This is a genomic window from Symbiopectobacterium sp. RP (assembly GCF_050472005.1).
GTDB lineage: Bacteria > Pseudomonadota > Gammaproteobacteria > Enterobacterales > Enterobacteriaceae > Symbiopectobacterium.
In genome coordinates, this window is sequence record NZ_JBGOGS010000001.1 from 1,542,436 (window position 1) to 1,567,227 (window position 24,792).

The following is a 24,792-nucleotide window of genomic DNA, read 5'->3' on the forward strand; positions in this document are numbered from 1 at the left end:
TTCTTCCAGCACCATGCCCAGCGCTCTAGTCTTGCGGTCTGCCTCCAGAAATTTGGATATAGCCAACCGACTTAAAAATGATTACAGCCAATGCCCTGATATGTGGCAAAAAAATACAGATAATTGTTATCAAAATAATGTCGCTTGGCTATAAACTGCTGACCTGGCGTGAAGAAACCGGTAAATCCGCATTTGAAAATGCCCCGCAGTTCGACGGTAAAATCGCGGAGCAAGAGTATTTTGACCACGGCGTATTGATGATCGCGATGGTTAAAGGCGGTGTGGAACTGGCGTTCGAAACCATGGTAAGCGCGGGCATCATCGAAGAATCCGCGTACTACGAATCGCTGCACGAACTGCCGCTGATTGCGAACACCATTGCATGTAAGCGTCTGTATGAAATGAACGTGGTTATCTCTGATACCGCAGAATACGGTAACTACCTGTTCGCGAATGCCGCCGTGCCGTTGCTGAAACAGGCATTCATGGCTTCACTGCAAGCGGGCGACACCGGCAAGTCGGTGGCGGCTACCAGCGTAGATAATGCACAACTGCGCGACGTTATAGCCAGGCGACTTAATTTTGATTACACCATATGGACTGAGAACAAAATCTCTGTATCGCAACCACTCTCTCTTTTTTTGCTTGTGCCCATCTATGCTCAATGGGGTTAAAATCTGGCGAATATGTAGGCAAATACTCTACCATATACCCTGCATCGATGATGACTTGTTGAATATTATGTTTTTTGTGAAAAGTTGCATTGTCCATCACGATTATCCTGTTTTTAGGGAGTACTGGGATAAGGACTTGTGTGACCCAGGAATAGAAAACATCGCTGTTAATATTGATATCAAATAATCCGATAGTAAACAGCGTTGTGCCTAATAACGCGCCGATAACATTTGTTCTTCCCTTGGCTCCCCGTTCTTCAGCCCAAAACACCGTTGACCTTTTGGGGAATAGCCGTGAGTCCGTGGGGTATCGTGTGGAAAACCACTTTCATCAATAAAAACAATAGGTTTGCCTTCTTTTTCATACTGTTGTATTTTTTGTTGAAATGCTTGCCGGGCGCTTTCGTCGGCTTTCGGATGACGTAGCGTTTTTTTATAGGTCAATCCCAGCTTTTTAAGAGCTTGCCAAATGGCCTTCTGACAAACGCCAAAACGCTCTGCACGTTCTTTTTGGTAAGCATCTGGATATGGTTCAACATCTTTTATCAACTCGGATTTATCGCTCTTTCGCTGACGTGTGGTCGATGCTTTTGACGCTATTTGATTAATCCAACACGATACAGAGGCAGGGCCAATCCGAAATTGCTTCGCTGTTTCTCGGATACTCAACCCTGCTTCTTTCCGTGTAGATATCACTTTACCTCTAAAATCAATTGAATAGCTCATTTAAATAATGTAATCAAAATTAAGTCGTTTAGATATAATGACGCAATCCGTAACCACCCGATCGAAGCAGTGGGTCAGAAACTGCGTGGCTACATGAAAGACATGAAACGTATTGCGGTTGCAGGCTAAGAATAAACGCATTACTTCGGCAATGAAAAAAGGCGCAACCGTGGTTGCGCCTTTTTTATGCGTGAAACACATTGTTCCTTAACGGCTTTGGAACTGGGCTTCTGCTTTTTGGAAGCGATCGGTGACGGCTTTGGAGGGCGCACGATCCATCAAGCTAACGATAAAGATCGCCAAGCTGGCAAAGAGAAAGCCGGGGATGATTTCATACAGATTAAACCAGGCATTCTGTTTCCAGATAATCACTGTGGCAGCCCCGATCAGCATACCGACCAGCGCACCGTTACGCGTCATGCGCGGCCACAGCAGGGAAATCAGGATCACCGGGCCAAACGCGGCACCAAAACCGGCCCAAGCGTAGCTAACCAGCCCCAATACGCGGTTTTCCGGGTTGGCGGCCAACACGATTGAAATGATGGCAATCAGTAACACCATAATGCGACCGACCCAGACCAGCTCGCGCTGCGTAGCGCCGGGACGGAAGAAGGGGCGGTACAAGTCTTCGGTAATGGCGCTGGAACAGACTAGCAGCTGACAGCTCAGGGTGCTCATTACCGCCGCCAGAATAGCGGAAAGTAACACACCGGCGATCCACGGGTTAAACAGCAACATGGAAAGCTCAATAAATACCCGCTCGGCATTGTTGGTGACGTTGCCCGCTTGTTCCGGATGATTGCTAAAGTAGGCGATACCGAAGAAGCCCACGCTCACTGCACCCGCGAGACACAGGATCATCCAGGTCATGCTGATGCGGCGTGCGCTGCGAATGGTGTGGTGAGAATCTGCTGCCATAAAGCGCGCCAGAATGTGCGGCTGTCCAAAATAGCCCAGACCCCAGCCCATCAGAGAGATGATGGCGACGACATCCAATCCCCTGAACATATCCAGATTAGCCGGGTTTTTCGCTGCGATAACCAACAGAGACGTATCGATGCCATCCAGCGCCAGAATCACCATCACCGGTGTCAGGATCAGGGCGAAAATCATCAGCGTGGCCTGTATCGTATCCGTCCAACTTACCGCCAGATAACCACCGATAAAGGTATAGGCGATGCTAGCGGCCGCACCGGCCCACAATGAGGTGGCGTAGCTCATGCCAAAGGTGCTTTCGAACAAGCGGGCACCGGCAACGATGCCAGAAGCGCAGAAAATGGTAAAAAACACCAGAATAATCAAGGCCGCAATGACTCTCAGGATTTTTCTGGTGTCTTCGAAACGGTGGGTGAAATAGTCTGGCAAGGTCAACGCGTTGTGGTTCACCTCGGTGTGAACGCGCAGGCGGCCTGCAACCCAGCGCCAGTTAAGGTAAGCACCGATAGTCAGCCCGATAGCAATCCAGCTTTCAGAAATGCCGGAGATAAATATCGCGCCCGGCAACCCCATCAGCAGCCAGCCACTCATGTCAGAAGCCCCTGCGGAAAGTGCTGTGACCACGCTGCCCATCCGTCGTCCGCCCAAGATATAGTCGCCAAGGGTGGTGGTTGAGCGATAGGCGACTAGGCCGATCAAGACCATTCCGAAGATATACACCAGAAAGGTCACCAACATGGGTGTACTCATTGTCATTAGAATCTCCAAGTTAAAGCGCCCTGTCTATACCCATCATGCTAGGGCATAAAGGCAAATCATTTGGTATAACCTGACGGGAACGACGTCAGGTAAAGCGCAGTCTGCACGATAGCGCATCCCTCGTGCAGCCTGTTTTTTCTTATAATGCAAAGCGTTAACGATTCGTTATATTTCCTCGTCACGCCAATATTATACACTTGTTAACTGCATTGCATCTTATGGCAACTCGCGAAAACCAAGTTGCATGATCCGATAACGACGGCCAAGCTTCGAAGGCATACCTTCAACAAATCAACGTTATCCGATCCCTCACTATCGATGATTATCTTGGCTTCACTGGAGTGAAACGATGGGATTCTCCACTATAGCGGTAAAGCTTGACGATGCGACCCGCAATCGTATCGAACGTACAGCGCAGCGCCTTGATCGCACATCGCATTGGTTGATTGAGCACGCCATTTTTTGCTATCTCGACGCCGTCGAGCGCGATAGTAAGGCTCCTGACATCACACCAGAGCAAGGTAAAACATTTCAACGTGCGCCGGAGATTATGCCGAAATCTCGTCAGGAAGGAAGCTATCAGCCGTTTTTAGCTTTCACGCAAACGCTGCTACCCCGTTCACCGCAGCGTGATGCTATCACGGCGACGTACCGCCGTTCCGAGGGTGAAATGGTGCCGTTACTGCTCGAGCGGGTAGAACCGATGGCATCAATGGCACCGGCGGTGCAGGCGCTGGCCTATCGACTGGCGCAGACGCTGCGGCGTGAACAGCAGACCCATGGGCGAGCGGGACGGGTGCAAAGTTTATTACAGGCCTTTTCCCTGTCATCGTCAGAGGGGATTGCTTTGATGTGCCTGGCAGAAGCGTTGCTGCGCATTCCCGATGCCTCAACGCGCAATGCGCTGATTCGTGACAAGATCAGCAGCGGTGACTGGCATTCCCATTTGGGGAAAGGGCAATCGCTGTTCGTCAATGCGGCAACCTGGGGACTACTGCTGACCGGGAAGCTGGTTGCGACGCACAGTGAAACGCGTCTGGCACACACCCTGAAGCAGCTGATTAACAAGGTGGGCGAGCCGGTCATTCGATTGGGGATGGATCGCGTGATGCGCCTGATGGGGGAGCAGTTTGTTACTGGCGAAACCATCGATGAGGCGCTGTCTAACGCGGAACATCTGGAACAGCAGGGATTTCGCTATTCCTATGACATGCTGGGCGAAGCGGCCCTCACCGAGCAGGATGCGGAGGCTTACCTCAACGCTTATCAGCAGGCGATTCATGCGATTGGCAGGGCATCTCAGGGGCGTGGGGTGTATGAAGGGCCGGGTATCTCCATCAAGCTGTCGGCGCTGCATCCTCGTTATAGTCGTGCGCAGTACGATCGCGTCATGGAGATGCTCTATCCCCGTTTGTTGGCGTTGACGTTGCAGGCGATGCAGTACGATATCGGCATTAATATTGATGCGGAAGAAGCCGAACGGCTAGAGATCTCCCTCGATCTGTTGGAGCGGTTGTGTCATGAGCCTGCGTTGGAGGGATGGAAAGGGATCGGTTTTGTGGTGCAGGCCTACCAGAAACGCTGCCCGTTTGTGATTGATTTCCTTATCGATCTGGCACAGCGTACCCAGCGACGCCTGATGGTGCGATTGGTGAAAGGTGCCTATTGGGACAGCGAAATCAAACGCACGCAAGTAGAGGGTCTGGAGGACTACCCCGTCTATACCCGTAAAGTCTATACCGATGTCGCCTATCTGGCCTGCGCTCGCCAGCTGCTGGCGGAACCGGATGCCATTTACCCGCAGTTCGCTACCCACAATGCTCATACCCTGAGCGCGGTGTATACGCTGGCCGGTGACAGTTATTACCCTGGGCAATATGAATTTCAATGCCTGCATGGTATGGGGGAGGCGCTTTATTCGCAGGTCGTCGGTCCCGAAGAACAGGGCAAGCTGGCGCGCCCCTGTCGGATCTATGCCCCCGTCGGCACCCATGAAACCCTGCTTGCCTATTTGGTGCGGCGTCTATTGGAAAATGGTGCCAACACCTCGTTTGTTAACCGTATTGCGGATGCGGAGGTCCCACTGGAGCAGCTGATTGCCAGCCCGATAGCTGAAGTGCAGGCGCTGGTATACAAAGAGGGGGCTCCCGGCTGCCGGCATCCGCGAATTCCTCTACCTGCTCAGATCTACGGTGCAGAGCGTTGCAATGCGCAAGGCGTAGATCTGACCGATGAGCGCCGTCTGGAAATGCTCGCAGCGGCCTTAAGCGCTGATGCCGTGCAGGTACGGCATGCGGCACCGATTATGGTCAATGCATCATCACCGCTGGCGGCTCGGCCAGTGATCAATCCTGCCCAACAGCACGATATAGTGGGATATGTGCGTGATGCCAGCGAGGAGGATGTGCGCATTGCGTTGGGCTGTGCGGTGCAGGCAGCAGAGCGGTTCTCGACGGTGTCGCTCCCGCAGCGGGTTGCCAGCCTGCAACGCGCTGCCAGCTTGCTGGAAGCCGCGTATCCGCAGTTCATCGGGTTATTGGTGCGCGAGGCGGGGAAAACCGTGCCAAATGCCATTGCTGAAATACGCGAAGCGGTGGACTTCTTGCGCTATTATGCACAGCAGTCTGCGGCGGTGTCATCGGAACAAGTTTGCCCGCTGGGTGTGGTAGTTTGCATCAGTCCGTGGAACTTCCCGTTGGCCATTTTTACTGGGCAGATTGCTGCCGCACTGGCTGCGGGGAATGCGGTACTGGCAAAACCGGCGGAGCAAACACCACTGGTTGCCGCGTTGGCGGTGCAACTGCTGCATCAGGCTGGCATTGCGCCTGATGTGTTGCAGCTGCTGCCCGGCGCTGGGGAACGCGTCGGTGCGGCGCTGGTGCGCGATGCGCGCGTCAATGGCGTGCTGTTTACCGGATCGACCGCGGTTGCCAAGAGCTTGCAGCGCACGTTGGCAGAACGGTTGGATGCGCATGGGCAACCTGCGGTGCTGATCGCTGAAACCGGTGGGATGAATGCCATGATTGTCGATTCGTCCGCGCTGACGGAGCAGGTGGTCAGCGATGTCATTGCCTCCGCCTTTGACAGCGCAGGGCAGCGTTGTTCAGCACTGCGTCTGCTCTGTCTTCAGGAGGACATTGCAGAAGCGACACTGAACATGCTGCGTGGCGCCATGGCGCAGTTCCGCGTGGGCAATCCCGACAGTTTGGCAACGGACTGCGGCCCGGTGATCGACGATGAAGCCCGCGAACGGATCGAGCAGCATATTCACCTGATGCAAGCGGAAGGGCATTCGGTGTTTCAGGCGGCTTTCGGCGCACAGGTGTGCCGGGCCTCATGGCGACAGGGCACCTTTGTCTTGCCGACGCTGATTGAACTGGACCAGGTAGCCAGCTTGCAACAAGAGATCTTTGGTCCGGTGCTGCACGTGGTGCGCTATGCGCGCGAGGGGCTGGATACGTTGATTGAGGAGATCAACGCCTTGGGGTATGGGCTCACGTTGGGCGTCCATTCACGGATTGATGAAACCATTTCGCGTATCACGCAGCGGGCGCATGTGGGTAACCAATACGTCAATCGCAATATGGTGGGGGCTGTGGTCGGCGTTCAGCCATTCGGAGGCGAAGGGTTGTCTGGTTCAGGGCCGAAAGCGGGCGGGCCGCTCTATTTGCCACGCTTGCAGAGAACACCGCTTGGCCAACCCAGCACAGCGAGCAACGCATTGGGCATCAATGCCACATTGGCGACGACGCCGGAACGCGCTGGGTTTGCGCTACTGGTTGACTGGGCGCAACAACAGGGACGGCTGGCGGTGTTCGAGGCGGCGAAGAGCTACCGTGCCTGGGGCGCTGTCAGCGGTGTGATACGCCCGCTGCCGGGACCCACTGGCGAACGCAATACCTATATGCTGACACCGCGCGATAACGTGTTGTGCCTGGCGCAGGAAAGTGACGATATGCTGCGCCAGCTGGCGGCGCTGCTGGCCGTGGGCAGTAACGCATTATGGCCTGACAGTGCAGCGTTACGTGAACTTTCCGGCAGCTTGCCGCTGGAAGTGCAGCGCCGCATCCGTTTTACGCCGGAATGGCAACAGGAAAGTGGACATATTGGCGCGGTTATCTGTCACGGCGAGAGCGACATGTTGCGTGAGGTTAATCAGCAGATTACGCAATGGACGGGGGCGATTATTCCTCTGCTCTGCTGTGAACCCGGCAGTGACACGATCCCACTGGAGCGGTTATGGCATGAACGTGTGCTCAGCGTGAATACGGCGGCAGCGGGGGGAAATACCAGCCTGCTGATGATGACGGAGTAATCACTCCGTACGCGCCGCGCACACTGCGCGGCGCAACAGCACGCCGGTTGCCAGAACGCTTAGTTGCGGTACAGCACCTTGATGATGTGATAGCCGAACTGGGTTTTTACCGGTCCAAAGGGTTTCAGCAACTCGCAGGAAAATACCGCCTTGTCAAAAGCGGGCACCATATCGCCCTGACGGAACTCACCCAGATTGCCCCCATCCCGTTTGGACGGGCAGGTAGAATGCTTTTTAGCTAACTGCTGAAAGTCTGCCCCTTGCGCCAATTGGTCCAGTAGATCATTCGCCTGTTGTTCTGTATCGACCAGAATATGCAGTGCAGATGCCGTTTTCGCCATGGGAATACCTTTCATGTGATTAAGAAGCGTGAATTGAACAGGCCTCACGCCGACGCCGATGGCTGGCAATGTAGCACGATGCAGGCCTGATGTGGATCGGTAAAGGCGAATCCGGCCCTCAAGATCTGCGTGGCTTTCTGCTACAATCGGCTTCCGTTTTTATTACGAGTTGAACGTCATGCGCCTGAATCCCAGTCAACAACATGCTGTCGAATTTGTCACCGGCCCTTGTCTGGTGCTGGCTGGCGCGGGATCAGGCAAAACGCGCGTTATCACCAACAAGATTGCTCATCTGATCCGTCAGTGCGGCTATCAGGCGCGTCATATCGCCGCGGTGACCTTTAGCAACAAGGCTGCGCGTGAAATGAAAGCGCGCGTGGCGCAGACCTTAGGGCGCAAGGAGACGCGTGGGTTGCTGATCGCCACCTTTCACACCCTGGGGTTGGAGGTCATTAAACGGGAATATGCCGCGTTGGGCATGAAGGCAAACTTCTCGCTGTTTGACGATCAGGATCAGGTCGCACTGCTCAATGAACTGACGGAAACCTGGTTGGAAGGGGATAAAACCCAGCTACAGCAGTTGACCTCCACCATTTCCAACTGGAAAAACGATCTGATGGACCCGACGCAGGTGGCGGCATCGGCACAGTCGGAGCGTGATAAGCTGTTTGCGCACTGTTATGGTCTGTATCACGACCATTTGCGCGCCTGTAATGTAGTGGATTTTGACGATCTGATCCTGTTGCCAACGCTGCTGTTCAAGCGCAATGAAGCGGTGCGTGAGCGCTGGCAAAACCGCTTGCGCTACCTGCTGGTGGATGAGTATCAGGACACCAACACCAGCCAGTATGAGCTGATCAAACTGCTGGTTGGTGCACGTGCACGCTTTACCGTGGTCGGCGATGACGACCAATCCATCTACTCTTGGCGCGGTGCCCGTCCGCAAAACCTGGTACTGCTTTCACAGGATTTCCCTCAGCTTGAAGTGATCAAGCTGGAGCAAAATTACCGTTCTTCGGGCCGTATTCTCAAAGCGGCCAATATCCTGATCGCCAATAACCCACACGTATTTGAAAAAAAACTCTTTTCGAAATTGGGCTACGGCAGTGAACTGAAGGTGATCACCGCCAACAACGAAGACCACGAGGCGGGACGGGTGGTGGGCGAACTGATTGCCCATCACTTTATCAACAAGACGCAGTACAGTGACTATGCCATCCTCTATCGTGGCAACCATCAGTCGCGACTGTTCGAAAAGATGCTGATGCAAAACCGCATTCCCTATCGCATCTCTGGCGGTACCTCCTTCTTTTCTCGTCCGGAAATCAAAGATCTGTTGGCCTATCTGCGCGTTTTGACCAACGCGGATGACGACAGCGCCTTTCTGCGCATCGTCAACACTCCTAAGCGAGAAATCGGCCCCGCGACGCTACAGAAACTGGGTGAGTGGGCCAATGTGCGCAACAAAAGCCTGTTTACCGCCAGTTTTGATTTAGGGCTGGAAGCACACCTGTCTGGCCGTGGGTTGTCCTCACTGCAACGTTTTACCCACTGGATGCGGGAAATTGCCCAGCAGGCTGAGCGAGAACCGGTGGCGGCGGTGCGCGACCTCATCCACGGGCTGGATTATGAAAGCTGGCTGTATGAAACCTCAACCAGCCCGAAAGCGGCGGAAATGCGAATGAAAAACGTCAATCAGCTGTTTAGCTGGATGACGGAAATGCTGGCAGGCTCGGAGCTCGATGAACCGATGACGCTGACACAGGTGGTAACGAGGTTCACCCTGCGCGATATGATGGAGCGCGGCGAAAGCGAAGAAGAGGTGGATCAGGTGCAGCTGATGACCCTGCACGCCTCAAAAGGGTTGGAATTTCCCTATGTGTATCTGGTGGGGATGGAGGAGGGACTACTGCCGCACCAGAGCAGCATTGACGAAGATAATGTCGATGAAGAGCGTCGCCTAGCGTATGTCGGTATCACACGGGCGCGACGTGAGCTGGTTTTGACCCTGTGCAAAGAGCGTCGCCAGTATGGCGAACTGGTGCGGCCAGAACCCAGCCGTTTCTTGCTGGAACTGCCGCAGGACGATCTGCAATGGGAAACAGCGCGCAAAGTGGTCAGCGCGCAAGAGCGGATGCAAAAGGGGCAAAGCCATCTGGCGAATCTGCGCACGCAGCTGGCGCAAGCGCGCGATAAGGAGTAATACCGCTGTTACGGCGTGGCTTCCTCAATCACCAATGGCCAGTGGGCATAGCCCTGCCAACGGCTTTTCTGTTCCAGCGCTTCTGCGCACAGGGGATGGGCGGCAAGCCAGCCAGCAGGTAGCTGGATGTGCAGGGTATCGCCGTCCGCCCGCAAGATGCTTTCAGGCAAGGTGTCATCACGGCGACGGCTGGCGAAAATAATCGCCAGTCGCAACAAACGGCATAAGCGCTGCGCAGGCAGTACGGGTACGGCGTTTTGCTGATTTAATGACTGAAGATCGAGCACACCACTCTGATTTAACACCAGAATAGCCAGCAGTTTTTTCTGTGCCGGTGTGAAACCGGGAAGATCGCTGTTGCGTATGAGATATAGCCAAGCGACTTAATTTTGATTACACCATATGGACTGAGAACAAAATCTCTGTATCGCAACCACTCTCTCTTTTTTTTGCTTTTTGCTTGTGCCCATTTATGCTCAATGGGGTTAAGATCTGGCGAATATGTAGGCAAATACTCCACCATATACCCTGCATCGATGATGACTTGTTGAATATTATGTTTTTTGTGAAAAGTTGCATTGTCCATCACGATTACCCTGTTTTTAGGGAGTACTGGGATAAGGACTTGTGTGACCCAGGAATAGAAAACATCGCTGTTAATATTGATATCAAATAATCCGATAGCAAACAGCGTTGTGCCTAATAAAGCGCCGATAACATTTGTTCTTCCCTTGGCTCCCCCGTTCTTCAGGCCAAAACACCGTTGACCTTTTGGGGAATAGCCGTGAGTCCGTGGGGTATCGTGTGGAAAACCACTTTCATCAATAAAAACAATAGGTTTACCTTCTTTTTCATACTGTTGTATTTTTTGTTGAAATGCTTGCCGGGCGCTTTCGTCGGCTTTCGGATGACGTAGAGTTTTTTATAGGTCAATCCCAGCTTTTTAAGAGCTTGCCAAATGGGGCTTTGTTGAATAAATAGATTTTATGCTGGCAGCCCAGCGAAACGACGGATCCTCGCAACGTAAAATCATGCAGTTAGGCCTCATGAGAAAAGTGTACACCTGAGATGACAAGCATTTTCAACCAAAACTGGCATGGAAAAACAGCATGATTACCTATTATTCAACAAAGCCGCCAAATGGCCTTCTGACAAACGCCAAAACGCTCTGCACGTTCTTTTTGGTAAGCATCTGGATATGGTTCAACATCTTTTATCAACTCGGATTTATCGCTCTTTCGCTGACGCGTGGTCGATGCTTTTGACGCTATTTGATTAATCCAACGCGATACAGAGGCAGGGCCAATCCGAAATTGCTTCGCTGTTTCTCGGATACTCAACCCTTCTTCTTCCCGTGTAGATATCACTTTACGTCTAAAATCAATTGAATAGCTCATTTAAATAATGTAATCAAAATTAAGTCGTTTAGCTATACGGTGTTCAAACGCCAGTGCGCGTCGTTCGATGAGTCGCATCAGCAATGTTAACAACCCATTGACGCACAGATAAATAATCCCTGCGGCACCGAACACGGCGACATCGTAGGTACGACCATACATCAGTTGGCTGTAACCCATCACCTCCATCAGCGTGATGGTATAAGCCAGCGAGGTACTTTTAAACACCAACACCACTTCGTTTGAATAGGACGATAGGGCGCGTTTGAAGGCATAGGGCAGCAAAATACGCAATGTTTGTGCCGGTGACATACCCAGCGCTGCACAGGATTGCCACTGCCCGGAAGGTATGGCGCGTACGGCACCGTAAAACAGTTGCGTAGTATAGGCCGCGCTGTTTAATGCCAGCGCAATCATGGCGCACAGCCAGGGTTGAGAGAGCAAGTGCCACAACCACGGGATCTGCTGGATTGCCGGAAACTGGCCCGGACCATAGTAGATCAGGAAGATTTGCACCAGCAGCGGTGTGCCGGTAAACAGCGTGATGTACACCCGGGATAGCAGCGACAATACCGGTGTTTTTAACGCAAGCACTGCCGTCAGCACCAAAGAGATAACCAGTGCGGCAATCAGCGCCACTAGCGTAAGGCTAAGGCTGGTGTGCAACCCTTTGAGCAATTCAGGTAAGTAGGCAAGCATCAGGACGGCCTCCGTTCAAAGCGCGTAGTACGCAGTTCGATACGTTTGAGGACGTATTGACTTAACAAGGTGATTACCAGATAAATCGCTGCCGCAATCACATACCAAGTAAAGGGCTCGTGGGTACGTGTGGCGATGCTCTTGGTTTGCAGCATCAGATCGTTCACGCTAATCAATGACACCAATGCGGTATCTTTCAGCAATACCAGCCATTGGTTGCCGAGACCGGGCAGGGCATGACGCCACATTTGCGGCATGATCAGACGAAAGAAGGTGGCTGCTTTACTCAAACCCAGGGCTTGCCCTGATTCGCGCTGCCCTTGCGGGACCGTTTTGAGCGCGCCGCGCAGCGTTTGTGACGCATAGGCTGCATACAGCAGCGCCAATGCAATCACACCGCACAGAAACGGGCTGACTTCAAACGTCTCAATGTTTAACTTGATGGGATACGCTGCGCCACCAATACTGAGCGTAAAGCCATCTGCCAGTATCAGTAGCAACTGTGATGAACCAAAATAGATAAACAGCACCACCAGAATTTCCGGCAGACCGCGTAGCAGCGTCACTAACGCTGCGCCACACCATGCAACAGGCTTGCAGCGCGCCATTTCCCAGACAGCAAACAGCATCGCCAGAATCAAACCGAGTACCAGTGCACAAACGGCAAGGCCGACGGTCATGCTGGCGGCGCTTGCAAGAGGATGAAATTCAATCATTGAGCGAGATTACTGCTGAAACCATTTGTTGTAGATGGACTGATAAGTGCCATCCTGTTTGACTTTGTCCAGCGCGTCATTGAAGCGTTTGACCAGTGCATCGCTACCCTGACGCACCGCAATACCCAAACCGATACCAAAGTAGTTTTTATCCGTCACGCTGCTGCCTACGGTAGCCAACTGGTCATTCTGTTTCAGCCCCTCATTCACCACGGCAGTGTCACCGAATACCGCGTCCAGACGGCCGCTTTTCAGATCCAGAATGGCATTCTGATAGCTGTCATAGGGCACTGTGGTCACATCTTTGTGTTGGTCCAGTAGGTATTTTTGGTGAGTCGTACCGTTTTGCACGCCAACGCGCTTACCTTTCAGGGCACCAATATCGGCCACTTTGCCTTTCTGTGCGATAAACAGCGCAGAGTTATCGTAGTAAGGTTGGCTAAAGGTAACCTGTTGCTGACGTTCCGGCGTAATATCCATCCCCGCCATAACCGCTTCATAACGGTGGAATTTAAGCCCTGGGATCAAGCTGTCAAAGGCTTGATTGCTAAACGTACAGGAGGCGTTCATCTCTTTGCACAGCGCATTGGCAAGATCGACGTCAAATCCTTGGATCTTGTTATCATCGCCCACGAATTCGAACGGAGGGTAAGACGCTTCAGTCGCGAAACGGATGGTTTCAGCGGCGCTGGCGGCAACGCTGGCGTTGGCGAGGAGTGCTGCAACGAGTAATTTTTTCATTGTTATTTCCATCTTGTTCATCAATGAGAAAGATAACTGGCGAACTCAGCGGTTTGCGGCGCAGTAAAGTGGCTCGCATCACCCTGTTCGACAATACAGCCATTTTCCATGTACACCACACGGCTGGCAGTTTTACGTGCAAAATCCACTTCGTGAGTGACGATCACCTGGGTGATGCCGGTCTGTGCCAGTTCCTGAATAATACCGACCACCTGGGCCGTGATTTCAGGATCGAGCGCGGCCGTTGGTTCATCAAACAGCAGCACCTGGGGTTCCATCATCAGTGCGCGGGCAATCGCCACGCGTTGCTGTTGCCCACCGGACAAATGCAGCGGGAAACGATCGGCAAAATCGCGCAGGCGTAAACGTGTTAACAGTTTGTCTGCACGTTCCAGCGCCTCGTCTTTGCTCAACCCCAATACCCGACAAGGTGCCTCGGTCAGGTTTTGCGTGACGGTCAGGTGTGGCCACAGGTTGTATTGTTGAAATACCATGCCGACATTGCGGCGCAACTCACGAATGGCACCGTCACTCGGCGGCTGTGCAAACGTAAACTGGTTGCCTGCAATGGAAAGCGTGCCCGAACGTGGCATTTCCAGCAGGTTCAATACGCGCAGCAGCGAGCTTTTCCCCGCACCGCTGGGACCCAATAACACCAGCGTTTCGCCAGCCGGACAATCAAGGGTGACATCGAATAGCGCCTGATGCGCGCCATAGAAACAGTTAATGCTGTTTAGTTGAATACTCATGCGCAAGAATTGAATAGACATTGATACCGCGAATGTTAACGTCGGCAGGATACTTATGCAATCGCCGTGGGTTAAAATTTGCTAATTAGCGGACTAATGGATAAATAATAGCACAAAATATCGGTTAAGCGGCGGGGTGGCTGTAATTGTCGGGACCGAAGGATAACAGACAGCAAATCTGCCCGTATCGGCGACTATCATGCTGCGGTTTCACGTCGATAGCATCAAAAAATACAGGTTGTGAATGCGTTATAGTGATGAATGGTTGAGGTTTTGTGTGGGAAGATGAGAGGTTTTTATATTTTTAGTTATGACATTAGCGCACCAATGGCGACGGTAGGCTGTGCCTGTCAACAAGCTCATACAGAAAAGAGCGTAATAGAATGAATGCAAGTGCAATTCCCATCCTGATGTATCACCATGTTGGCCCTAAACTTGGGCTGGTGACGCTGTCGCCCGGCACCTTTATCGAACAGATGACCTGGTTGGCGCGCGCTGGGTGGAAAACCGTGACTGCGGCTGAATTAGAAGGATTTTACCGCGGAGAGCCTTTGCCGCGTAAAAGTGTGATGATCACCTTTGACGACGGTTATTTAGATAATTGGGTTTATGCGTTTCCGGTGTTAAAACATCTTGGGCTGCATGCGCATATTTTTCTGATTACCAGCCAGATTGGCGACGGACCCGTTCGCCAGCTGACGGAGATTGCATTCTCTCACAAAGAGTGTGAGGAAAAAGTCGCCACCGGCCATGCCGATGATGTGATGATGCGTTGGTCTGAAATTGAAGAGATGCAAGCCAGTGGGTTAGTGGAGTTTCACGCGCATACCCATACGCATCAGCGCTGGGACAGGCAAATCACCGATCCCGCTGAGCGCCACTGCGCATTAGAAACCGATCTGCGTCTGTGCCGTGAAACGCTGCTTGCGCGACTGGGGTCGTGTAGCCGCCATTTTTGCTGGCCTATGGGTTTTTATAACCACGATTACGCTGCCATTGCTCAAGCGCAAGGGTTTGACTATCTCTACACCACCGAACGACGAATGAACATGCCCCGACATCTGACTTGGCGCTTGGGACGTATCAGCACCAAAGAGCGAGAAGACACCTCTTGGCTTAAACGGCGGTTGTTTCTTTATACCACACCGGTTATTTCTTCATTATTTGCATTACATAAAGGTCAGCGTTATACCTGAGGTTCTTTTTATGCAACGACAACGTGCCCAGAATAATGTTCCTGGGCATTTTATGTATTTATTTTTCGAAAATACGTTTCTGTATAAAAAGTATTTACCTTCCGTTTAGCTTCGCTCTCATAAAATTACGCCAGACGTTATACACACCGTGCATATCCTCGTTTGAGAGTAAGGTGCTGGTTGTTTTTACTAGGTTTATTTATGAGAAGACGCATTCTCTACACGGAATCCTCTAAGCATGTTGGCGGGCAGGAATTGCAAGCGATGATGCAATTACAGGCTTTACAACATTTAGGTTTTGAGGTGCTATTGGCATGTCGCCCGGCAAGTGAAGTCGCTACACTTGCCGCAGGAAAACATATTCCAATATACCCGATTACATTTCGAAATAGTTATCATTTCCCCTCGCTGTGGCGTTTCAGACAGCTTATTAATGAATATCATCCCTTATTTGTCGTCAGTCACAGCGGGCATGATGCAAATATTGCTGCACTGGCAACCAAGCTGACCTGGAACAAGCCAACGCTCGTGCGGCAAAAAACCTATCTTACCAGCAGGATTAAGCCGTTTAGCACCAATTATCTGGCAGATCAGGTGGTGGTGCCCAGTAGTGGTATGAAGCGCGCGATGGTGGCGGGTGGCTGTCGTGATGAAAAAATTGAGGTAGTCGCACCCGGGTTTGACTTTGCTACCTTGCATGCTCAAAGTGAGCGGCCTTTGCCTGTCTCTGTGCAATGTTGGCTGGAGGCCGGTACGTCGCCTGTCATTGTACAGGTCGGTATGCTGCGTGGTGAAAAAGGACATGATACCGCGTTGGCCGCGTTGGCGGCACTCAAGCAGTCAGGCCATGCATTTCGTTATCTGATCGTTGGTGATGGCCCTGAGTACAAGGTTATCAACGCGATGATTGCACGCTATGGTTTGCAAGATAACGTGCTGATGGCGGGCAAGCTGTTTCCGGCTGCGGCCGTCTACCGGCATGCAGATCTGGTGTTGATGCCTTCACGTAATGAGTCTTTTGGGATGGCACTGGTTGAGGCGATGTATTTTGGCGTCCCGGTGATGGCGAGTGACGTGGGAGGCATCCCGGATGTTATCCGACATCAGGAAAATGGCGTATTGTTGCCGTGTGATGATGTTGCGGCTTGGCAGAATGCTATTGCTGATTTCCTTATGCATCCTGCTCCCTACCGTCAGAGGGCCCGCCACGCCAGCGACGACGTGATGTTGCGCTACTCTATAGATGCCTGTGTCAAAAAAATTATCGCATTGGCCTATAAGGAACCCACACCAGCGGTTGCGGGTGTGGCAAAGCCTTAGGTTACGCCAGTACCGTATCACCGTGCAGTTGGCAACTGCACGCGAGCACATAGCCTTGTGCAATCTCTTCTGCTGTCAGCGTCATGGTGCTACTGGTGGTGTAATCGCCGGAACTTTAGTTTTGCAACTGCCGCATACGCCTGCGCGGCAGGCGGCATTAACGGTTATTTTGTGGCTTTCCAACGCAGCTAACAGACTGATGCCCACCGGAACACGCAGTGTATTAAGCGGCTGGCGAATGGTCAGCGTCAACTGCTCACCGTCCTCTTCCAGTGATTCAGCACCAATCTGGAACTGCTCTTTGTAAAAACGTGTTGTGGGGACGCCAGCATCGGTGACCAGTGCGGCAACGTGCTGCATATAAGGGGCAGGGCCGTAGGTCATCACCATGCTCTGTGCCAGATCCGGCACGGCTTGTTTCAGTAACTCAGGTGTTAACCTTCCGGCGAGAAAACCAGTTTCGGCGTCAAATTCGGCGACCAACGTCAGCTGTGATGGATAGTGCTCTGTAAGGCGTTGCCACTCCGTGGCAAAAATCACCTGCTGCGAGTTACGAACATTAAAGATAACCTGCAAGTGAACGTTGGGGCGGTGCGCCAATAACCAGCGACTCATCGACATAATGGGCGTAACGCCACAGCCTGCGGCCATCATCAGATAACATTCCTGTTCGGCATGACCTGCATCGACGCAGGTAAATTCACCTTGTGCATCGGAAAACCACAGATACTCGCCAAGGTTGACCTGCTGCGTCAGCCAGCCTGAGGCCGTCCCCTGTTCTACACGCCGCACCGTCAGCGTGATAAACGGGCTTAATCCTAGGGTTGAGGAGAGGGTGAGGAGAGGGTATAGGCGCGCAGGGTATCGGGGTCGTTGGCAATGCAAACCAGTGCATACTGTCCCGGACGATAGGGGTAGAAATCGTGATTAATCAGCGAAAGCGTCCAGACGTCAGGCGTTTCCTGACGAATGGAGTGAACTTGCATGCGGTTCGGGCATGCGGAGGTCGGTTGTGTCATGAGTGCTCTCCAAACAGCACAAGCGACGCGTTGCCGCGCCGCTTGTTATCCTATTGCTCTCAAGCGGACAGAATAGTGTTGATGTCTTCTTCTACGGTGGTTATCGAACGCATACCGAATTTTTCGTTCAGTACGGCCAGCAGGTTATCCGTCAGGAAGCCGGGGGCGGTAGGACCGGTTCTGATGTTTTTGACGCCCAGCGACAGCAACGTGAGCAGAATGACGATGGCTTTTTGCTCAAACCAGGAGAGTATCAGGCTCAATGGCAGGTCGTTCACGCCGCAGCCTAGTTTTTCTGCCAGTTTCACGGCCAGAATGATGGCTGAGTAGGCATCGTTACACTGGCCGACATCGAGCAGACGCGGTAACCCTTCCAGCGTGCCAAAGTCCAGCTTGTTAAAGCGATATTTGCCGCATGCCAGCGTCATTATCAGGCAATCATCAGGAACACTACGGGTGAAATCGGTGAAGTAGCTGCGTTCACTGCGGCTGCCGTCACATCCCCCCACTAGGAACACATGACGCAACTTACCGTTAGCCACCAAATCGATCACGGTATCCGCCGCGCTGAGCAGGGTCTCACGCCCGAAACCGACGGTTTGGAGGTCATCACGATAGAGCCTAGGAACTTGGCAAATTCAACCTGCTGGTTCTATAGCCAAGCGACATTATTTTGATAACAATTAGCTGTATTTTTTTGCCACATATCAGGGCATTGGCTGTAATCATTTTTAAGTCGTTTGGCTATAGCTATCAATAACCTGCGTAGCAGGGCACCAGCACTGCGCTGAAGGCATTTTTCTACATCATGACCGGCACCTTTCAGCAGCTTAAAAAAGGATTCAATACCCCAGCGCCAGTAATACCAGCGAGCGACTTCCGCGCTGGTGAGCTCGTTGCTAACGTTTGTGAGCAGCGTCCAGCGTCCGATAAATTTACCGTGAGTATCGGTAAGGCGAACCACAACTAATCTGAGTGTCAGAGCTACGCATGGCTGAACTTTCACTCGCCGTCCGGTGTTCTTGTCTTTCCGCTTCGCTTTTGCTGTTCGCGTTGGCTTTGTTGAATAAACATATTTTATGCTGCACCCCCGGTGAAACGACAGATCCTCGCAACGCAAAATCATGCAGTTAGGCATCATAAGAAAACTGTAAACCTGAACTGACAAGCATTTTCTACCAAAACTGGCTGGCAAAACAGCATGACTCACTATTATTCAACAAAGCCGTTCGCGTTATGATCACGGATGTTTCCCCGATCTCCATATTGGCTTTTTTCCCTTTCCAGCCAACCTGTCCGTTTGCGATAAATGGCAGATTGTCTGCAATTTCACCAATTTTACGGGTGTCACCGCCCCACTCGGCCCGATGCCCTTACTTTCTCCGGATAAGCCAACATATTCCCAGGGAGCTTAATGTGCACATATGCCCGAAGAGTCACCTTCACGGTCAATGAGATGAACTAACTTCTTCCCGGTATCAAGAGACTCAACGCGGGCGATATAGTCAACCGACTTAAAAATGATTACAGCCAATGCCCTGATATGTGGCAAAAAAATACAGCTAATTGTTATCAAAATAATGTCGCTTGGCTATATCAGCCGTCAAAGCATCCATATGAGTCAGAGTCTCAGACAAGCCCTCGGTTAGCATTGAACGACAACCCGCCCTATCGGTTAGAGTTTGAGACAGGGGCTCTATTGGTAAACCATTTGCAGCATCAAGCAGTAGGCTGGTTTGTAGTTCATAACCGACGTCGCCACCATGCGTCATTTTCAAACGTTCTTCTCTCCCATTGTGGGTACGAAAGGCTTTGTTGAATAATAGTGAGTCATGCTGTTTTGCCAGCCAGTTTTGGTAGAAAATGCTTTTCAGTTCAGGTTTACAGTTTTCTTATGATGCCTAACTGCATGATTTTGCGTTGCGAGGATCTGTCGTTTCACCGGGGGTGCAGCATAAAATATGTTTATTCAACAAAGCCCCTGCGACCGACTAATACAGATAAGAGTCCACTGCTCTACCAGCTGAGCTAACAACCCGTAGTGGCATAATTAATTAGAGGGCGGTGACGAGAAAAGCTTTCACAACCAGAGAGAAAATACCTAAAACTCCAGCGCTCAGCATCCAGCGAATTAACTTCTGCTCAGAGCGGATACCCGCCATTTCAAGCTGTAAGTCCTTTCTAACCAAGGATATTTGAGTCGTCATATCCTTACGGACATCGGATATCTCTGCGGACAGGTCCTTACGGACATCGGCTATCTCTGCGGACAGGTCCTTGCGGACATCGGCTATCTCTGCGGACAGGTCCTTGCGGACATCTGCTATCTCACGCTTCACTTCGGCGATATCAGCGGACAGGTCTTTGCGCACATCGTCGAGATCGCGCTTTGTAGCAAGATCTGCTACCTCGTGTGATTTTCGCACAACAAGAGATATCGCCTTGGCTTGGTCTTTCGGCAACCCTGCGTTTTCCAGCGTTTCGACGAACTCTTGAGTATCAAATGCGACTTGGCCCATAGCGGATCCTCCTGTGTTAAGCCAAGTGTAAGCGATCTGACCGCCAATCTGCAAAATTTTACCCGTTATCCCCTTCTAACCACATCCGTTTCATTATGGAAAAATTGTTATGACCAAAATCACCAAAACACAGCTCATGCTTTTTAAGTCTGCTGATTCAGATATCGAACTACAGGGAACGCTCTACCAAGGCAAGCCAGTGTTCTTCGCCGTCGAACTGGCTAAAGCACTTGGCTACACAAACCCCTCTAAAGCGCTAACCGACCACTGTAAGAATCTGATAAAGCTTGATTATAACGAATCGTTAGAATTGAATTTAGGTGTTTATCCCAAAGGTGTAGCACTTGCGCCTGAGGCCGATCTCTACCGCCTGATACTGAAAAGCAAGCTTCCCTCTGCCGAACGCGTGCAGGATTGGGTATACGAAGAAGTTTTGCCATCGTTGCGTCAGCAGGGCAGCTACAGCATGAAGTCCGCCCATCGTGACGAAGGCAGCGGCTTACCGGAATACCGCAAGGCCCGAGCCATGCAAATCCAGATGGAGATAGCCGAAAAAACCTTCCAATGGGCTACAGGACTTTCCGATGCTGCACGCCAAACCGTTATAGCCAACCGACTTAAAAATGATTACAACAGATGCCCTGATATGTGGCAAAAAAGCATAGCTGGCTGTTATCAAAATAATGTCGGTTGGCTATATCGCCGGACTGATTCAACCCGATCGCTGGACATGAAGTGATTCCAGTACCTGTGCTTGGGAAAAAACACTACACCGCCACGCAAATCGGCAAAATATTTAATGTTTCAGCCAACAAAATTGGTCGTATCGCCAACGACAACCACATGAAAACGGAGGAATATGGCGAGTACTATAGCCAACCGACTTAAAAATGATTACAGCCAATGCCCTGATATGTGGCAAAAAAATACAGCTAATTTGTATTAGTCGCGACTAGATCTGACACTGGACCTTGAAAGGTTGAGAGTTACCGGTTTTGATATGGGTGTCTAATCCTTAAACAAAACGCGAGGTAACTCTCATGCTTCATACTAACAATCCCATTATCAAACACAAAGCCGGCCTGCTCAATCTCGCCGAAGAACTCGGTAACGTATCAAAAGCCTGCAAGAGCATGGGCGTGTCACGCGATACATTTTACCGTTATCAGGAACTGGCTGCTGAAGGCGGCATTGATGCGCTGGTTAACCAGAACCGCTGGGTTCCGAACCTGAAGAACCGCGCCGACGAAACCACTGAACGCACGGTTGTTGATTATGCTATTGAGTTCCCGCCCCATGGGCAGCACCGGACCAGTAATGAGCTGCGTAAAAAAGGCGTGTTTATCTCCGGCAGCGGCGTGCGCTCCATCTGGCAACGACACGACCTGGAGAACTTCCGTAAACGCCTGAAGGCGCTTGAGGAAAAGGTCGCCAGAGAAGGCATTGTCCTTACCGACGCTCAAATCTCAGCCCTGGAGAAGAAGGCGCACGATGATGAGGCCTGCGGTGAAATCGAGACGGCACATCCCGGGTATCTGGGCTCGCAGGACACCTTCTACGTGGGCAATCTGAAGGGGGTGGGCCGTATCTACCAGCAGACGTTCGTGGATACGTACTCGAAAGTGGCACACTGCAAGCTGTATACGAATAAAACACCGCTCACCGCCGCCGACCTGCTCAATGATAGCGTACTCCCGTTCTACGAGGCTCAGGGACTGCCGGTGCTGAGAATACTGACCGACAGGGGTACGGAGTACTGTGGTAAAGTGGAGCAGCATGATTATCAGCTTTATCTGGCTATCAACGAAAACGAAGGCGATGTCTCCGCAGACGAACGGCATCTGCGAGCGCTTCCATAAAACCATTTTGCAGGATTTTTATCAGGTTACGTTCCGCAAGAAGTTATATGGAGACCTGGAAAGTCTGCAGGTAGCTCTGGACAGCTGGTTGTGGCATTACAATAATGAGCGAACTCATCAGGGAAAAATGTGCTGCTGGCGTACGCCGATGGCCACTTTACTCGATGGAAAACGGATCTGGGCAGAAAAGAATCTGAACCAGATGTAATCTGACAGACACCTGTATAAATAATCGGTAACTGTCAGATCTGGTCTGAGCTAGTACAACTAATTATTATCAAAATTAAGTCGCTTGGCTATAAGGCGCTGGAAAAATTCAACGACATCCTGCTTGCAGAGTTAGAAGCCGCAAACAGCGGACTCGTATAACCATAAACCGAAACCCACCGCCCCATTGACGCAAGGAGAACCCATGCGCTATAGTCAATCTGCATCTGCAAATTCAGGTGTCGGGTTTAGTACCCCGGTTTAGCTAGAAAGGCGCATAACACGCCGAGAGCGTGTTTTTTTATGCGTCAGTCCGGCATGTCAGAATAATGGTGGGCTGGATGGGGGAGCTGAAAAGCTCGCCGGGTCCTTTCTAGCCGGTCGTACTAACCCTATTCAGCTCGCCACCATATCAGAGATTAGTACCTCTAGGTGGTGATTGTCCTCAACTAGAAAGGAAATCATTGCTATGACAACCTTAATGTTCCGTAATACTGTTCTTGAAACCATCTCCCACAACGGGCAGATCTGGTTCACTTCCGCTGAGCTTGCTAAAGCGCTCGAATACAAGAAAGCTGATGCCATCACCCAAATTTATACTCGCAACGTAGACGAATTTAGCCCGTGCATGACCGATACCCTTAATTTGAGTGTCTCTTTAAAATCAATGAGTTACGACAATTTACGTAACAAAATCCGCATCTTCTCCCTACGCGGCGCGCACCTGATAGCGATGTTTGCTCGTACCCCCGTCGCCAAAGAGTTCCGCAAATGGGTGCTGGATATCTTCGGCAAAGAAACCAAGATCCCACAATACCCACCCCAAGCCGCCGAACTGTTCAACGATGATGATACCCGTTGCCTGAATCATCTGGTCTGGAGCATGGCGAACGGCTTTCATTTTGACCGAGCCTAGACACAGGCCATCTGGTATGCCCTGCGCCGTGTAACGGGCGTACCCTCCCCTCAGCACTTCGAAATCCGGCAAATCCCCCTGCTGGCCGAAGAGTGCCGCCGTATCTACGGCATTACCAACACGCTCAAGGGTGCGATCTTCGACGCTGAGAAGCAGACGATACGCCGTGTTCTGCGTCATCGTGAAGATGAAGCTATCGTGCTGGGCGAGATGCAGCAGATGCTTGAAGAGAGCACACAGCAGCATTACGGCGTGATGACCCATGCACTCGAAAAATGGCAACAGGCGAACGTTAACCAGTTCCTGCAACGCCACTAATCCCCTAATCCCGCCCCGGTATCGTGCCGGGGTTCCATTATCGTTTTAACCAACGAGGTATAGATAAACGACTTAATTTTGATTACATTATTTAAATGAGCTATTCAATTGATTTTAGACGTAAAGTGATATCTACACGGGAAAAAGAAGGGTTGAGTATCCGAGAAACAGCGAAGCAATTTCGGATTGGCCCTGCCTCTGTATCGCGTTGGATTAATCAAATAGCGTCAAAAGCATCGACCACGCGTCAGCGAAAGAGCGATAAATCCGAGTTGATAAAAGATGTTGAACCATATCCAGATGCTTACCAAAAAGAACGTGCAGAGCGTTTTGGCGTTTGTCAGAAGGCCATTTGGCAAGCTCTTAAAAAGCTGGGATTGACCTATAAAAAAACGCTACGTCATCCGAAAGCCGACGAAAGCGCCCGGCAAGCATTTCAACAAAAAATACAACAGTATGAAAAAGAAGGAAAACCTATTGTTTTTATTGATGAAAGTGGTTTTCCACACGATACCCCACGGACTCACGGCTATTCCCCAAAAGGTCAACGGTGTTTTGGCCTGAAGAACGGGGGAGCCAAGGGAAGAACAAATGTTATCGGCGCGTTATTAGGCACAATGCTGTTTGCTATCGGATTATTTGATATCAATATTAACAGCGATGTTTTCTATTCCTGGGTCACACAAGTCCTTATCCCAGTACTCCCTAAAAACAGGGTAATCGTGATGGACAATGCAACTTTTCACAAAAAACATAATATTCAACAAGTCATCATCGATGCAGGGTATATGGTGGAGTATTTGCCTACATATTCGCCAGATCTTAACCCCATTGAGCATAAATGGGCACAAGCAAAAAAAGAGAGAGCGGTTGCGATACAGAGATTTTGTTCTCAGTCCATACGGTGTAATCAAAAATTAAGTCGCTTGGCTATATGTCAGCGCTGCTGGACAAACTGGAAGATGATGTGTGGCATGATGCCGATGCGGTGATGATTTCTGATTTCATCGCACAGCGCTTGCCTGAAGAGACCGTGCAACGCGTTCGGCAACGACAGCAACAACACCACCATCGTTTTCATGCCGTTGCGATGTCACAACATGGAAAACCTGGCATCCTGCACATTTTCGAGGCTTTGTTGAATAAATAGAACTTTTGGGTAATCATCGGAGCAGATCAACA

The 24,792-nt window shown here is 51.2% G+C and carries 21 protein-coding genes and 7 pseudogenes; 11 read left to right on the forward strand and 17 right to left on the reverse strand.

The window, feature by feature from the left end:
- Positions 1 to 152: 152 nt before the first annotated feature.
- Positions 153 to 563: pseudogene (locus ACD630_RS10300) on the forward strand (ketol-acid reductoisomerase); the annotation flags it as partial.
- Positions 564 to 576: 13 nt separating this feature from the next.
- Here the strand turns inward: ACD630_RS10300 and ACD630_RS10305 are convergent.
- On the reverse strand, positions 577 to 945 hold the full coding sequence (locus ACD630_RS10305) for a transposase (RefSeq protein ID WP_430358987.1): 369 nt from the start codon (positions 943 to 945) through the stop codon (positions 577 to 579).
- Entirely contained in the window at positions 885 to 1,400 is a 516-nt protein-coding gene (locus tag ACD630_RS10310) for an IS630 transposase-related protein (RefSeq protein WP_430358988.1), read from the reverse strand. The genes ACD630_RS10305 and ACD630_RS10310 overlap by 61 nt, the downstream gene beginning before the upstream one ends.
- A gap of 36 nt (positions 1,401 to 1,436) precedes the next feature.
- Between ACD630_RS10310 and ACD630_RS10315 the strand changes: the two are divergent.
- Positions 1,437 to 1,529 (forward strand): annotated as a pseudogene (locus ACD630_RS10315) (hypothetical protein); the annotation flags it as partial.
- A 78-nt stretch (positions 1,530 to 1,607) separates the two neighbouring features.
- Here ACD630_RS10315 and putP read toward each other — a convergent pair.
- Complete coding sequence (gene putP, locus ACD630_RS10320; RefSeq protein WP_430358989.1) at positions 1,608 to 3,092, reverse strand: sodium/proline symporter PutP; 1,485 nt, start codon at positions 3,090 to 3,092, stop codon at positions 1,608 to 1,610.
- Positions 3,093 to 3,444: 352 nt separating this feature from the next.
- Here putP and putA point away from each other — a divergent pair, with 352 nt between their 5' ends.
- Entirely contained in the window at positions 3,445 to 7,410 is a 3,966-nt protein-coding gene (gene putA / locus ACD630_RS10325) for a trifunctional transcriptional regulator/proline dehydrogenase/L-glutamate gamma-semialdehyde dehydrogenase (protein ID WP_430358990.1), read from the forward strand.
- Positions 7,411 to 7,469: 59 nt separating this feature from the next.
- Here putA and ppiC read toward each other — a convergent pair whose 3' ends face one another.
- The gene (gene ppiC, locus ACD630_RS10330) at positions 7,470 to 7,751 is read right to left on the reverse strand and encodes a peptidylprolyl isomerase PpiC (RefSeq protein WP_252320717.1); all 282 of its coding nucleotides are present in this window, start codon (positions 7,749 to 7,751) and stop codon (positions 7,470 to 7,472) included.
- A gap of 178 nt (positions 7,752 to 7,929) precedes the next feature.
- Between ppiC and rep the strand changes: the two genes are divergently transcribed.
- Positions 7,930 to 9,954: a DNA helicase Rep gene (gene rep / locus ACD630_RS10335; RefSeq protein WP_430358991.1), complete on the forward strand. Its 2,025-nt coding sequence runs from the start codon at positions 7,930 to 7,932 to the stop codon at positions 9,952 to 9,954.
- Between the two features lie 8 nt (positions 9,955 to 9,962).
- Here the strand turns inward: rep and ACD630_RS10340 are convergent.
- From ACD630_RS10340 to artP, 7 genes and pseudogenes are all read right to left on the reverse strand, one after another.
- Positions 9,963 to 10,325 (reverse strand): annotated as a pseudogene (locus ACD630_RS10340) (guanosine-5'-triphosphate,3'-diphosphate pyrophosphatase); the annotation flags it as partial.
- Entirely contained in the window at positions 10,253 to 10,819 is a 567-nt protein-coding gene (locus ACD630_RS10345) for an IS630 family transposase (protein WP_430359981.1), read from the reverse strand. The gene ACD630_RS10345 and the pseudogene ACD630_RS10340, both read right to left, overlap by 73 nt.
- A 259-nt stretch (positions 10,820 to 11,078) precedes the next feature.
- Positions 11,079 to 11,351: an IS630 transposase-related protein gene (locus ACD630_RS10350; RefSeq protein ID WP_430358992.1), complete on the reverse strand. Its 273-nt coding sequence runs from the start codon at positions 11,349 to 11,351 to the stop codon at positions 11,079 to 11,081.
- Positions 11,352 to 12,050 (reverse strand): arginine ABC transporter permease ArtM, encoded by a 699-nt coding sequence (gene artM / locus ACD630_RS10355; protein WP_430358993.1) that lies wholly within the window; start codon positions 12,048 to 12,050, stop codon positions 11,352 to 11,354.
- Positions 12,050 to 12,766, reverse strand: coding sequence for an arginine ABC transporter permease ArtQ (artQ, locus tag ACD630_RS10360; protein WP_430358994.1), 717 nt, complete (start codon positions 12,764 to 12,766; stop codon positions 12,050 to 12,052). Before artQ ends, artM begins: the two co-directional genes overlap by 1 nt.
- Positions 12,767 to 12,775: 9 nt before the next feature.
- Complete coding sequence (gene artJ, locus ACD630_RS10365) at positions 12,776 to 13,507, reverse strand: arginine ABC transporter substrate-binding protein (protein ID WP_430358995.1); 732 nt, start codon at positions 13,505 to 13,507, stop codon at positions 12,776 to 12,778.
- A gap of 20 nt (positions 13,508 to 13,527) precedes the next feature.
- A complete protein-coding gene (gene artP, locus ACD630_RS10370; RefSeq protein WP_430359982.1) occupies positions 13,528 to 14,256 on the reverse strand; it encodes an arginine ABC transporter ATP-binding protein ArtP in 729 nt (242 codons plus the stop codon).
- Positions 14,257 to 14,639: 383 nt separating this feature from the next.
- Here artP and ACD630_RS10375 point away from each other — a divergent pair, with 383 nt between their 5' ends.
- Positions 14,640 to 15,452 (forward strand): polysaccharide deacetylase family protein, encoded by an 813-nt coding sequence (locus ACD630_RS10375; protein WP_430358996.1) that lies wholly within the window; start codon positions 14,640 to 14,642, stop codon positions 15,450 to 15,452.
- Positions 15,453 to 15,653: 201 nt separating this feature from the next.
- Complete coding sequence (locus tag ACD630_RS10380) at positions 15,654 to 16,772, forward strand: glycosyltransferase (protein WP_430358997.1); 1,119 nt, start codon at positions 15,654 to 15,656, stop codon at positions 16,770 to 16,772.
- Between the two features lies 1 nt (position 16,773).
- Here ACD630_RS10380 and hcr read toward each other — a convergent pair.
- From hcr to ACD630_RS10410, 6 genes and pseudogenes are all read right to left on the reverse strand, one after another.
- Positions 16,774 to 17,791: pseudogene (gene hcr / locus ACD630_RS10385) on the reverse strand (NADH oxidoreductase).
- Between the two features lie 59 nt (positions 17,792 to 17,850).
- Positions 17,851 to 18,390: pseudogene (locus ACD630_RS10390) on the reverse strand (hydroxylamine reductase); the annotation flags it as partial.
- Positions 18,391 to 18,443: 53 nt separating this feature from the next.
- A complete protein-coding gene (locus tag ACD630_RS10395; protein WP_430358998.1) occupies positions 18,444 to 18,917 on the reverse strand; it encodes a hypothetical protein in 474 nt (157 codons plus the stop codon).
- Between the two features lie 285 nt (positions 18,918 to 19,202).
- Entirely contained in the window at positions 19,203 to 19,367 is a 165-nt protein-coding gene (locus tag ACD630_RS10400) for a hypothetical protein (RefSeq protein ID WP_430358999.1), read from the reverse strand.
- On the reverse strand, positions 19,354 to 19,563 hold the full coding sequence (locus ACD630_RS10405) for a hypothetical protein (RefSeq protein ID WP_430359000.1): 210 nt from the start codon (positions 19,561 to 19,563) through the stop codon (positions 19,354 to 19,356). The genes ACD630_RS10400 and ACD630_RS10405 overlap by 14 nt, the downstream gene beginning before the upstream one ends.
- A 282-nt stretch (positions 19,564 to 19,845) precedes the next feature.
- Entirely contained in the window at positions 19,846 to 20,310 is a 465-nt protein-coding gene (locus ACD630_RS10410; protein WP_430359001.1) for a coiled-coil domain-containing protein, read from the reverse strand.
- Between the two features lie 109 nt (positions 20,311 to 20,419).
- Here ACD630_RS10410 and ACD630_RS10415 point away from each other — a divergent pair, with 109 nt between their 5' ends.
- From ACD630_RS10415 to ACD630_RS10435, 5 genes and pseudogenes are all read left to right on the forward strand, one after another.
- Positions 20,420 to 21,049: a BRO-N domain-containing protein gene (locus tag ACD630_RS10415; protein WP_430359002.1), complete on the forward strand. Its 630-nt coding sequence runs from the start codon at positions 20,420 to 20,422 to the stop codon at positions 21,047 to 21,049.
- A 301-nt stretch (positions 21,050 to 21,350) separates the two neighbouring features.
- Positions 21,351 to 22,377, forward strand: a pseudogene (locus ACD630_RS10420) (IS481 family transposase).
- Between the two features lie 480 nt (positions 22,378 to 22,857).
- Positions 22,858 to 23,292: a BRO-N domain-containing protein gene (locus ACD630_RS10425; protein WP_430359003.1), complete on the forward strand. Its 435-nt coding sequence runs from the start codon at positions 22,858 to 22,860 to the stop codon at positions 23,290 to 23,292.
- 413 nt (positions 23,293 to 23,705) lie between these two features.
- Positions 23,706 to 24,602, forward strand: coding sequence for an IS630 family transposase (locus ACD630_RS10430; RefSeq protein WP_430359004.1), 897 nt, complete (start codon positions 23,706 to 23,708; stop codon positions 24,600 to 24,602).
- Positions 24,551 to 24,760: pseudogene (locus ACD630_RS10435) on the forward strand (ATPase RavA stimulator ViaA); the annotation flags it as partial. The gene ACD630_RS10430 and the pseudogene ACD630_RS10435, both read left to right, overlap by 52 nt.
- Positions 24,761 to 24,792 lie beyond the last annotated feature (32 nt).

What these genes read in the sequence shown, in the direction of transcription:
- ACD630_RS10310 (WP_430358988.1), bottom strand. Translation starts at nt 1,400, where the DNA reads ATGAGCTATTCAATTGATTTTAGAGGTAAAGTGATATCTACACGGAAA.
- putP (WP_430358989.1), bottom strand. Translation starts at nt 3,092, where the DNA reads ATGACAATGAGTACACCCATGTTGGTGACCTTTCTGGTGTATATCTTC.
- putA (WP_430358990.1), top strand. Translation starts at nt 3,445, where the DNA reads ATGGGATTCTCCACTATAGCGGTAAAGCTTGACGATGCGACCCGCAAT.
- ppiC (WP_252320717.1), bottom strand. Translation starts at nt 7,751, where the DNA reads ATGGCGAAAACGGCATCTGCACTGCATATTCTGGTCGATACAGAACAA.
- rep (WP_430358991.1), top strand. Translation starts at nt 7,930, where the DNA reads ATGCGCCTGAATCCCAGTCAACAACATGCTGTCGAATTTGTCACCGGC.
- ACD630_RS10350 (WP_430358992.1), bottom strand. Translation starts at nt 11,351, where the DNA reads ATGAGCTATTCAATTGATTTTAGACGTAAAGTGATATCTACACGGGAA.
- artM (WP_430358993.1), bottom strand. Translation starts at nt 12,050, where the DNA reads ATGCTTGCCTACTTACCTGAATTGCTCAAAGGGTTGCACACCAGCCTT.
- artQ (WP_430358994.1), bottom strand. Translation starts at nt 12,766, where the DNA reads ATGATTGAATTTCATCCTCTTGCAAGCGCCGCCAGCATGACCGTCGGC.
- artJ (WP_430358995.1), bottom strand. Translation starts at nt 13,507, where the DNA reads ATGAAAAAATTACTCGTTGCAGCACTCCTCGCCAACGCCAGCGTTGCC.
- artP (WP_430359982.1), bottom strand. Translation starts at nt 14,256, where the DNA reads ATGAGTATTCAACTAAACAGCATTAACTGTTTCTATGGCGCGCATCAG.
- ACD630_RS10375 (WP_430358996.1), top strand. Translation starts at nt 14,640, where the DNA reads ATGAATGCAAGTGCAATTCCCATCCTGATGTATCACCATGTTGGCCCT.
- ACD630_RS10380 (WP_430358997.1), top strand. Translation starts at nt 15,654, where the DNA reads ATGAGAAGACGCATTCTCTACACGGAATCCTCTAAGCATGTTGGCGGG.
- ACD630_RS10395 (WP_430358998.1), bottom strand. Translation starts at nt 18,917, where the DNA reads ATGATTTTGCGTTGCGAGGATCTGTCGTTTCACCGGGGGTGCAGCATA.
- ACD630_RS10405 (WP_430359000.1), bottom strand. Translation starts at nt 19,563, where the DNA reads ATGACGCATGGTGGCGACGTCGGTTATGAACTACAAACCAGCCTACTG.
- ACD630_RS10410 (WP_430359001.1), bottom strand. Translation starts at nt 20,310, where the DNA reads ATGGGCCAAGTCGCATTTGATACTCAAGAGTTCGTCGAAACGCTGGAA.
- ACD630_RS10415 (WP_430359002.1), top strand. Translation starts at nt 20,420, where the DNA reads ATGACCAAAATCACCAAAACACAGCTCATGCTTTTTAAGTCTGCTGAT.
- ACD630_RS10425 (WP_430359003.1), top strand. Translation starts at nt 22,858, where the DNA reads ATGTTCCGTAATACTGTTCTTGAAACCATCTCCCACAACGGGCAGATC.
- ACD630_RS10430 (WP_430359004.1), top strand. Translation starts at nt 23,706, where the DNA reads ATGAGCTATTCAATTGATTTTAGACGTAAAGTGATATCTACACGGGAA.